This is a genomic window from Parvibaculum sp., from assembly GCF_049671045.1.
GTDB lineage: Bacteria > Pseudomonadota > Alphaproteobacteria > Parvibaculales > Parvibaculaceae > Parvibaculum.
This window is the reverse complement of sequence record NZ_JBATUH010000124.1, coordinates 19,514-28,381: the sequence shown is the minus strand read 5'-3', so window position 1 is coordinate 28,381 and position 8,868 is coordinate 19,514. Positions and strand designations below refer to the sequence as shown.

Annotated in this window: 9 protein-coding genes; 5 read left to right on the top strand and 4 right to left on the bottom strand. The window is 65.9% G+C overall.

The features are described 5' to 3' along the window. The coding region (locus tag WBG82_RS14905; RefSeq protein WP_424425542.1) for a gamma-glutamyltransferase at positions 1-605 on the top strand (605 nt) is incomplete at its 5' end. On the opposite strand, the gene glk is transcribed toward WBG82_RS14905, so the two are convergent. From glk to WBG82_RS14885, 4 genes are read right to left on the bottom strand one after another with little or no spacing between them, the layout of a single operon-like run. Continuing rightward, positions 602-1,606, bottom strand: a complete 1,005-nt coding sequence (gene glk / locus WBG82_RS14900) for a glucokinase (protein WP_424425540.1) — start codon at positions 1,604-1,606, stop codon at positions 602-604. The two genes, WBG82_RS14905 and glk, sit on opposite strands and share 4 nt — an antisense overlap. Beyond that, positions 1,603-3,144, bottom strand: coding sequence for a sensor histidine kinase (locus WBG82_RS14895; protein ID WP_424425538.1), 1,542 nt, complete (start codon positions 3,142-3,144; stop codon positions 1,603-1,605). The genes glk and WBG82_RS14895 overlap by 4 nt, the downstream gene beginning before the upstream one ends. A 35-nt stretch (positions 3,145-3,179) precedes the next feature. Continuing rightward, a complete protein-coding gene (locus tag WBG82_RS14890; protein ID WP_424425536.1) occupies positions 3,180-4,604 on the bottom strand; it encodes a dihydrolipoyl dehydrogenase family protein in 1,425 nt (474 codons plus the stop codon). 21 nt (positions 4,605-4,625) lie between these two features. Then, positions 4,626-5,357, bottom strand: coding sequence for a TVP38/TMEM64 family protein (locus WBG82_RS14885; RefSeq protein WP_424425534.1), 732 nt, complete (start codon positions 5,355-5,357; stop codon positions 4,626-4,628). 336 nt (positions 5,358-5,693) lie between these two features. Between WBG82_RS14885 and rpmH the strand changes: the two genes are divergently transcribed. From rpmH to yihA, 4 genes are all read left to right on the top strand, one after another. Beyond that, positions 5,694-5,828 (top strand): 50S ribosomal protein L34, encoded by a 135-nt coding sequence (rpmH, locus tag WBG82_RS14880; RefSeq protein WP_424425532.1) that lies wholly within the window; start codon positions 5,694-5,696, stop codon positions 5,826-5,828. Between the two features lie 110 nt (positions 5,829-5,938). Further along, positions 5,939-6,346: a ribonuclease P protein component gene (gene rnpA / locus WBG82_RS14875; protein ID WP_424425530.1), complete on the top strand. Its 408-nt coding sequence runs from the start codon at positions 5,939-5,941 to the stop codon at positions 6,344-6,346. After that, positions 6,339-8,174 (top strand): membrane protein insertase YidC, encoded by a 1,836-nt coding sequence (gene yidC / locus WBG82_RS14870; protein WP_424425528.1) that lies wholly within the window; start codon positions 6,339-6,341, stop codon positions 8,172-8,174. Before rnpA ends, yidC begins: the two co-directional genes overlap by 8 nt. Continuing rightward, complete coding sequence (gene yihA / locus WBG82_RS14865) at positions 8,174-8,860, top strand: ribosome biogenesis GTP-binding protein YihA/YsxC (protein WP_424425526.1); 687 nt, start codon at positions 8,174-8,176, stop codon at positions 8,858-8,860. Before yidC ends, yihA begins: the two co-directional genes overlap by 1 nt. Positions 8,861-8,868 lie beyond the last annotated feature (8 nt).

Below are 8,868 nucleotides of genomic sequence, written 5' to 3'. Positions count from 1 at the left end.
CCTATGGGCTCAATGGCGACATTTCGCGCCCCTCGACGAGCCATTTCAGCATCATCGACGCGCAGGGCCGCGTCGTCTCCATGACGACCTCCATCGAGGCGCCCTTCGGCAGCCACCTCATGGCGGCCGGGCTCATGCTCAACAATCAGCTCACGGATTTTTCGTTCGTGCCGGAGGAAAACGGCGCGCCCGTCGCCAATGCGATTGCGCCGGGCAAGCGCCCCCTGTCGGCAATGGACCCCGTCATCGTCTTCGACGACAAGGGCGCCTTCTTCGCCGCCATCGGCTCGCCTGGCGGCAGCCGCATCATCGGCTATGTCACGCAGACGCTGATCGCGCTTCTCGACTGGCACATGCCCATGCAGGAGGCGATCGCCCTGCCACGCTTCGTCGACCGGAACGGCCCGCTCGAGATCGAGAAGGGCACGACGCTCGAAAAACTCGTCCCGCAGCTGAAGCAGCTCGGCCATGAGGTGAAGGAGGCGGAACTGCGCAGCGGACTGCACGGCATCCGGGTGACGCCGACGGGGCTCGATGGCGGCGCCGATCCACGCCGCGACGGCACGGTCGCCACCGGCACGCTTGCGAAGGGCGGGCTCTTCTAGAGAGGCTCACCGAGAGCGGCACGGGCGAGGCCGAGCAGCGCCGCATCGGCGCGCATGATCGCATGCACGGGAATTTCCGCGAGATAGGCGGCGAAGCGCCCCTTCGCCTCGAAGCGCTGGCGGAAAAGCGCCTCGTCGAAAAGACCCGGATGCCTCGAGATCCAGCCCGGCACGATGCCGCCGCCGATGAAGACGCCGCCTTCGGCGCCGAATGTGAGAGCGAGATTGCCGGCGACGGAGCCAAGCCAGCTACAGAAAAGCGAGACGGCCTCCATTGCGACGGGCGAGCGGCCCGCCGAGGCCCACTCCGAAATGTCTGCGCCTGTCGGCTGTCCTTCGACCGCCTTTCCTTCGAGCGCGCAAAGTGCTGCGTGAAGCGCGACGAGCCCCGGCCCTGAAAGCACGCGCTCGACCGACACATGGCCATAGGACGCCATCAGCCGCTCGAGCACCGCGAGCTCGCGCGCATCGGTCGGCGCGAGGTCGGCATGGCCGCCTTCGCCCGGCAGCACGATGTGGGAGCCCTTGCCATCGGGCACGAGGGCGGCGACACCGAGGCCCGTGCCCGCGCCGAGAAGCGCAATGGGAGCCCCCACCCGCGCGGCGCCGCCGCCAATGGCATGGACATCGCCGGGCTTCAGTTCCGGCACGGCGCGCGCGAGCGCGGCGAAATCGTTCATGAGGAGGGGATGCGAAACGCCTGTCGCGGCCGCGATCGCGCCGACGGAAATATTCCAGGCGCAATTCGTCATATGGATTTCGGCCGCGCCGCCTTCCCCTCTGACGGGGCCTGCGGCGCAGATGGCGGCCGCGTCGATGCCGGGCCTTCCCTTCCCCTCGAGAAAAATGCCGAGTACGTCCTCGAGGCTTGCATGATCCGCGGTCGGCAGAACGGACGCGACCTCAAGCCCGATCTCCGCGCCAGCGCCCCGCGCAAGAGCGAAGCGCGCATTGGTGCCGCCTATATCGGCAACGAGAACGAGGCGGCGAGCGGCGCTCATCGCGCACCTGAAAGCGAGGAGAGGCGCGCGCCCTGGCGTTCCGCCTCGGCGCAGCTTTGCGTGCTCATTTCCATCGGAATGCAGACCCGGAAAATCGTTCCATCGCTCCCTGTCGTCAGAAGCTCTATTCCGCCGCCATGGCCGCGCGCAAGCTCGTCCGCAATGGCAAGGCCGAGCCCCGCGCCGCCCGATCTGGCGCCCGCGGCGAAGGGCTGGAAGAGATGCTCGCGGGCCTTTGGCGCAAGGCCGGGTCCCGTATCCGCGACCTCGATATGAAGATGCTCGCCCGCGCGGCGCGCGGCGATGCAGATGGCGCCTTCGCCGCCCTTGCCTTCCTGGATGGCCTGCACGGCATTGCGCGTGAGATTGAGCAGGATACGGAACAAATGGTCGCGATCCGCCTCGACCATGAGGCCCGGCGCGCTCTGGTTCGCCCAGCGGATTTTCGCCTCGTCCGGCACGCCCGACATTTCGCGCACCTCCTCGAGTAGCGGCGCAAGCTCGAAGCGGCTGCGGCGCGGCAGCTCCTCATCGGCCCGGCCGAAGCGCAGCGTCCGCGTGCAGAGATCGATGGCGCGGTCGATCGAGGCGAAAAGGCGCGGCGCCAGATGCTGCACCGTCGGGTCTTCCACGGCGCCGATCCGGTCGCCTATGAGCTGGGCGTTGGCGAGAATGTTCCGCAGGTCGTGATTGATGCGGCTCACCGCCGCGCCGAGCGAGGCCAGATGGGCGCGCTGGTTCAGCGTCGCGCGAATGTCGCGCTGCATGGCGCCAAGCTCGCGCTCGGTCACGCCGATCTCGTCTTCGCGGCTCGATGGCGCGATGACGCGGCGCGCATCCTCCGGGTTCTCGCGAAAGGCGACCATGTTCTCGGTGATGCGCCGCATCGGCCGCACGAAGACGATGTGAAGCACCAGAAAGACGAGGCTCGCCGTCATGATCGAGATGACGAGCGAAAGCAGGAAGATGTTCTCGCCGTAGCGGATCATCGCATGGCGGAGCGGCGCCTCGCTGACGACGATGCGGATGAAATCGCCCGCGCCGAAACGCGGATATCCCGTCACCACGATGACGCGGCCGTCGCCGGCAAGGAGCGTGCGGAAAGCGTCCAGGATGAGCATCGGCGCCATGGCCCTGCGCAGATCGTAGGCCGCATCGACCTTGGGCGGCATCTTCTCGCTCAGCATCAGCCGGTGCACATTGTTGCGATAGAGCGAGACGGAGAAGACCTGCGCGTTTTCGAGAAGCTCCTGCTGCAAGGCGGGCGACACCATATTGTCGGGCGTCGCCTCGAGCGCGAGCGCCGCGATCTGCGCGCCGCCCAGCGTCTGCTCCAGCCATGACTTGCGGAAATTCGCGATCGACGGCACGAAGATCAGCACTTCGCTCAGCATGACGAAGAGAACGGTCAGCACCAGGAGGCGGCGCGACAGGCTCCGCCGCAGAGGATGGACGAGACGCAGCCGGAGCGGCATGCGGCGCATCGCCCTTTCTTCGGCATCGTCATGCGTCATGCGCGGCGTTCCCGGCTTGGACATTCTGGAAGATCATACTCCGAAACGGCGGAGGCGGATCAGCCGAAAAGTCCGAGGAAGCGCACGAGCGCCCGCGTCCGCCTGCTGAAAAGCGTGGGCGTGTAGTAAGACGCGGCGGCGCGCCTGGAAATTTCGGAGAATGTCGGATAGGGCACGACAAGGCTCGCCATGGCGGCGAGCTTCAGCCCCTGCGATCTCGCCAGAACCCATGGCAGGATGAGTTCGCCCGCATGAGGGCCGACAATGGTGCAGCCGAGGATGCGGCTGTGCATGTCCGTGATGACCTTGATCTCGCCTTCCGTCTCGCGCTCAGCCTGGGCGCGGTCGTTTTCGGCGAGGTGCCAGCGCAGGACGTTGATCTTCATGTTGCGCGCGCGGAGCTCCTGCTCCGTCTCGCCGACATGGGCAAGCTCGGGATCCGTATAGGTCACCCAGGGAATGGCGCCATAATCCACGCGGGCGGGCAGGCGGAAGAGCGCGTTCCTTATGACGATGCCGGCGTGATAGTTGGCGACATGGGTGAACTGAAGCCCGCCGATGACATCGCCGATCGCGAAGACGCGCCTGTTCGCCGTGCGGAGCCGCGAATCGACCTTGATGCCGTGCCGGTCCCATTCGATGCCCGCCTTGTCGAGATCGAGCCCCTCGACGGCGGGCCTGCGGCCGGTGGCGACGAGAAGATGCGTGCCGGAGACGATGCGCGCGTCGCTCCCCTCCCCGATGGTTACGGCGATACGGCCTTCCTCGCCTTCCACGCGCGTGACATTCGCCTCCTCGATGATCTCGACGCCTTCCTGCGCGAGACGATCGGTGACGAAGGCGACGAGTTCGGGATCGTCCTTCGACAGAACCTTCGCCGCCTCGATCACCGTTACCTTCGCGCCGAGGCGGCGATGCGCCTGCGCCATCTCCATGCCGACGGGTCCGCCGCCGATGACGATGAGATGTCCGGGGCGGACCTTATTGGTGAAGATCGTTTCGTTGGTGAATACGGGAACGGTCTCGAGCCCCGGGATCGGAGGCAGAGCCGGATGCGAGCCCGTGGCGATGACGAAGCGGCGGGCCCTGATTTCCTTGCGCCCCGCGATCACGGTGCGGGCATCCTTGAAGCGCGCGTGATCCTTGATGACGGTGACGCCGAGCCCTTCGAAACGCGCGACGGAATCGTTCGGCGCAATCGCGTCGATGACGCCGCGCACATGCGCGTTCACACGCGCGAAATCCACCTCGGAGCTGCAATCGTCGAGGCCGAAGGCCGCGCCCTGTCCTCTGCGCCAGGCATGTTTCGCCGCGGCGAGCAGCGCCTTCGACGGAACGCAGCCCGTATTGAGGCAATCGCCGCCCATCTCGCCGCGCTCGATCAGTACGGTGCGCGCGCCCATCTGCGCCGCACCCGCCGCGACCGAAAGCCCGCCCGAGCCGCCGCCGATCACACAAAGGTCAGCCTTGATTACTTGCACCATGAGATCTCATCCGGAAACTGTTCAGGCGTTGCGCCGAAAGCGGCGATAGATGACGGGCAGAAGCGCGAGCGCGGCGAGCGCGAGAATGGGGCCGATAATCTGCGGCTCGAAGATGAGCCCGAGATCGGGCGAGCGGCCCGCATCGAAGACGGCGCCGAGGCCATTGCCAAGGCTCGCGAAAACGAATGTGCCCGGAATGATGCCGATGAATGTCGCGGCGATGAAGGTCGGAAGGCCGACGCCGAGAAAGGCGGGCGCGAGATTGACGAGAAAGAAGGGAAATATCGGCACGAGGCGCAGCACGAGAAGATAGCTGAAGGCGTTTTCGCGGAACCCCTCCTCCATGCGCTGCAGGGTGGAGCCCGCCTTCGCGCGCAGAAGATCACCGAGCGCCGATTTCGCGGCGGCAAAGACGATCGTCGCGCCCAGGGTCGCGGCGACGACGGTGAGCGTGCCGCCCATGAGCGTCCCGAAGAGAAAGCCGCCGGTCAGCGTGGCGACGAGGGCGCCGGGAACGGAAAAGGCCACCATCGCCGCGTAAAGCCCCATATAGGCCAGCATGGCAAGGAGCTGGTGCGCCGCCACCCATTCCGACAGCGCCTGCCGGTTTTCGCGCAGGGCATCGAGCGTCACATAGCGATCGAGCCCGAGGGCGATGAAGAGCGCGAGCCCCGCCGCGAGGACGGCAAGAGGCCAGAGCCGCCGCAGCGAAAAGCGGCTTTCTTCCGGCGGAACTGGCGAGGCTGCGGCCATGTCTCTTCCCAATTCGAACACAAAGTGAACATGCGCGTTTCGGCGCGCGCGCTCTTCAGATGACCGACCATAGCCGAGAATCGGCCGTACGCAGCCCCGCAAGGTCCGCATCTCCCGCCCGATCACCTGATTGTGACGGACGCCCGGCGATGACGAAACCGGGCCTTAACGGCCCTGCCCGCATTGACTTTTACGGCTCTGATCGACTATACAGCCCGCCAGACAGCCGTCTGGTGCCAACGCCGACGGCTCTTCACATTATTGGCACCCCAGTGTGCCGGCAGGACTGACCCGGCGACGGGACAGACCTCCCGCCAGATCCGCCGGAGAAGAGACGTGAAACGGACTTATCAACCGAGCGAACTCGTCCGCAAGCGCCGCCACGGTTTCCGTGCGCGCATGTCGACGAAGGGTGGACGCAAAGTGCTCGCCGCCCGTCGCGCGCGCGGCCGCAAGCGGCTCTCGGCCTGAACGGCGGCCTGACGGGTCGGACTGAACCCGTTTCGGCGGAACGTCCCGCCGTCTGAACGGGCCCCGAGGGTCGGGACAGCTCTGGACGGGATGGGCCTCTGGACAGCCGTATGAACCGCCGCCCCCATATCGACAGATTGAGGAAGCGGCGCGATTTTCTCGCTGCGGCCACGGGCCGCAAATGGGCGGCAACGAGCCTCGTTCTCCAGGCGCGCAAGCGCGAGGACGAAGCGGAGCCCCGCATCGGATTCACGGTCACACGCAAGGTCGGCTCCGCCGTCGTTCGCAATCGCGCGCGGCGGCGTCTCAGGGCAGCCTCCGGCGAAATCCTTCCGCTCCTCGCCAAACAAGGCTACGACTACGTGCTGGTCGGGCGCGCGGCGACGCTGAACCGGGCCTGGCCCGACCTCCTCGACGATTTGCGCACCGCCTTTGCCAAGGTGCATGGCAACGGGCATAAGGCGCGCCGGAACTCCTCACGACATTCCGAGGGCAAGGAAGACACGTCTCATGGGTGACAACCGCAATTTTCTCATCGCCATCCTGCTTTCGGTCCTGCTCTTCGTCGGCTGGCAGCATTTCGTCGTGACGCCCCGCATGGAGGCGGAGAAGGCCCGCCAGCAGGCGATCTCCGAGCAGCAGGGGCAGCCCGCAGGCACCGCCGCGACGCCCGCCGCCGGGGAAGGCGGGCGCCTGCCCGAGGTTTCCACCCTCGCTCCGAGCGGCGCCACCATCACGCCCACCGTGCTCGGCACCGACGAGGCGCTGGCGCAGTCGCCGCGCGTCAAGATCACCTCCGAGCAGATCGACGGCTCGATCGCGCTCAGGGGCGCGCGCTTCGACGATCTGCGTCTGCGGCAGTATCGCGAGACGGTCGACAAGACGAGCCCCGAAGTCGTGCTGCTCGCGCCGCGCGGCACCGCGAAGCCCTATTTCGCCGAATATGGTTTCGTCGCCGCGCCGGGCGTGGCAGCGAAGCTTCCCGGCGCCACGACGCCCTGGACGCTCGAGAGCGGATCGACGCTGACGCCGGAAACGCCCGTCACCCTCAAATGGGACAATGGCGAGGGCCTCGTCTTCCACCGCACGATCTCGGTCGACCAGAATTTCCTCTTCTCGATTTCCGACCGGATCGAAAACAAGTCCGCCGCGCCCGTCACGCTCTATCCCTATGGCCTCATCTCGCGCACGGGCAAGCCCGAGGGCAAGAGCTTCTATCTCCTGCATGAAGGCTTCATCGGCGAATTCCTGAACAATGGCGAGCAGACGCTCAAATATGATTCCGCCGTCAAGGACGGTCCCAAGACCGTTTCCGACACGGGGGGCTGGCTCGGCCTTACCGACAAGTACTGGGCGACGACGCTCATTCCGCAGACGGGCAAGCCCTTTGTCGGCCGCTTCAGCGCCGAGCCGGGCCCCGGCAACGATCCCGCGCGCGAAACCTTCCAGGCCGATTTCCGCTATGAGGCGCTGACGATCGCGCCCGGCGAAAGCGCCACGGTCGACAACCGCCTCTTCGCGGGCGCCAAGGTGTCGAAGCTCGTCAGCAAATATCGCGACGAGGGCCTCTACCGCTTCAACCTGCTCATCGACTGGGGCTATTTCTGGTTCCTGACGCAGCCGGTCTTCAAGGCGATCGACCTCATCGCGCATCAGGTCGGCAATTTCGGCATCGCCATCCTCATCATCACGGTTCTCATCAAGCTCGCCTTCTTCCCGCTCGCCAATCGCTCCTATGAGGCGATGAGCAAGATGAAGAAGCTCCAGCCCGAAATGGAACGCCTCAAGGAAGTCCACAAGGACGACAAGATGCGCCAGCAGCAGGAGATCATGGAGCTTTACCGCAAGGAAAAGGTGAACCCGCTCGCAGGCTGTCTGCCGATCCTGATCCAGATCCCGGTGTTCTTCGCGCTCTACAAGGTGCTCTTCGTCACCATCGAAATGCGGCACGCGCCCTTCTTCGGCTGGATTCACGATCTCTCGGCGCCCGACCCGACGACGATCTTCAATCTCTTCGGCCTCATCCCCTGGGTGCCGCCGGCCTTCCTGATGATCGGCGCATGGCCGCTCCTCATGGGCTTCACCATGTTCGTGCAGCAGCGCATGAACCCGGCGCCCGCCGATCCCATCCAGCAGCAGATCTTCCTGTGGATGCCGGTGATCTTCACCTTCATGCTGGCGAGCTTCCCGGCCGGCCTCGTCATCTACTGGGCCTGGAACAACCTTCTCTCGGTTCTCCAGCAGGGCGTCATCATGAAGCGGCAGGGGCTCAAGATCGAGATCTTCAGCAATCTCGGCCTCGACAAGCTCTTCGCGCGGCGCGGCGCGGGCGGCGACAGATCCTGATGACGGAGAGCCCGCAAGACGACGTGCAAGCGCTCGAAGCCGGGCGCTGGCTCTTCGCCCAGCCCTGCACCTTTCTGCGCGGGGTGAACGATCTCGGCGGCCTGCCGCCGATGAGCGTCGCCGAGATCGCCTTTGCGGGCCGCTCCAATGTCGGCAAATCGAGCCTCGTCAACGCGCTGACGGGCCGCTCGACGCTCGCGCGCACATCGAACACGCCCGGCCGCACGCAGCAGCTCAATTTCTTCGAGCTGGGGCCCGCGGGCAAAGCCGCCCTCATGCTCGTCGACCTTCCGGGCTATGGCTATGCGCGGGAGACGAAATCGACGGTCGCCGCCTGGACGCGCCTCGTCGTGGATTATCTCAGAGGCCGGGCCAGCCTGCGCCGCGTGCTCCTTCTCATCGACTCGCGCCACGGGCTCAAGGACAGCGACCGCAGCATCATGGCGCTGCTCGACGAGGCGGCCGTCTCCTACCAGATCGTGCTGACCAAGACCGACAAGCTCAAGCCGGGCGAGCTTCAGCTCAGGCTCGAGGAAGTGGGCGCAGCGATCAAGCGCCATGTCGCGGCGCATCCCTCGATCATCGCAACCTCATCGGTCGAGGGCACCGGCATCGCGGAACTCAGGGCCGAGATTGCCTCATTGGCGGACCCGGCGAGCATCGGCTATAAACCGCGAACGGAATAAGAGGGAGC